Origin of the sequence: Variovorax sp. MHTC-1 (genome assembly GCF_003984645.1) — a bacterium.
Taxonomy (GTDB): Bacteria; Pseudomonadota; Gammaproteobacteria; order Burkholderiales; family Burkholderiaceae_C; genus Variovorax.
The window spans coordinates 1-997 of record NZ_RWKI01000087.1 but is presented as its reverse complement, the minus strand read 5'-3'; the positions used below and the strand labels follow the sequence as shown (position 1 = coordinate 997).

The 997-nt window shown below is 63.6% G+C and carries 3 protein-coding genes; all 3 read left to right on the top strand.

All coding sequences use genetic code 11. The annotated features are described in order from the left end of the window. On the top strand, positions 1 to 111 hold a 111-nt coding region (locus EJI01_RS28375), incomplete at its 5' end, for a transposase domain-containing protein (RefSeq protein WP_148112388.1). Positions 112 to 113: 2 nt separating this feature from the next. Then, entirely contained in the window at positions 114 to 695 is a 582-nt protein-coding gene (locus EJI01_RS28370; protein WP_126840414.1) for a plasmid pRiA4b ORF-3 family protein, read from the top strand. Between the two features lie 7 nt (positions 696 to 702). Next, complete coding sequence (locus EJI01_RS28365; RefSeq protein WP_126840413.1) at positions 703 to 951, top strand: hypothetical protein; 249 nt, start codon at positions 703 to 705, stop codon at positions 949 to 951. Positions 952 to 997: the final 46 nt, after the last annotated feature.

Genomic DNA, 997 nt, shown 5'->3' with positions numbered 1-997 from the left:
TATCTGTGCGACGTGCTGACACGCATCGCCGACCATCCCATCAACCGCATCGACGAGTTGCTGCCGTGGAACATCGGCCGACGCGCCGACGATCAACGAGAAGCAGCCTGAGCATGGCGACCAAGGTACATCGGATCAAGACGTCCCCGGCAATCCTCCAACTGCACATCGAGTTGCGCGGCACGAAGCCCAAGGTCTGGCGCCGCGTGCTGGTGCCCGAGACGATCACGTTGCTCAAGCTTCACCTGGTCATCCAGGCCGCGTTCGGATGGGGCCACTCGCACCTGCACGAGTTCATCGCCGGCGACGGCGAGCGCTATGGAACGCCCGATCCAATGTACGACGATCCCGGCTCGATCGCCAGTGAGAGCACGCGACTACCCACCGCCCTGAACCGGTCGACGCTGAGCTACGTCTACGACTTCGGGGACTACTGGGACCACCGCATCAAGGTCGAGAAGAAGCTCGCACCGGATCCGCTGCTGCCCCTGCCGTTCTGCGTCGGCGGCGCCTGCGCGACGCCGCCCGAGGACTGCGGCGGCATTCCAGGCTATGCCGACTTCGTCCAGGCCATGGCCGATCCCGATGACCCGGAGCACGAGAACTTAGCCGAATGGATCGGCGTAGAGACCTGGGATCCCAAGGCGTTCGATTCCACCGAGGCCAACGACCGCCTGGCCGCGATCAAGCACTGACGCTGCCATGGCGCAATCGACGAAGAACATCGAGACATTGATCGCCGATGGCGGTGACATCAACATCGGCGCGCTGCCGCCGCACGAGTGCGCTGCCACAGCGGCCGACGGCAGCAACTGCCTGGCCATGCTCGTGCGCCGTGATGGCGAGACCTTCAATGCACTGCTCAAGCGCCTGGACAAGGCGATCGGGATGGCTTGGTCGGACGACCTCTTCATCGATGAAGTCAACGACGGCGAGAGCGATCTGCTGTAGTCGCTACGAGGTTCGATCGTCAAGAGGGCCTTGGGCTCTCGCTTAC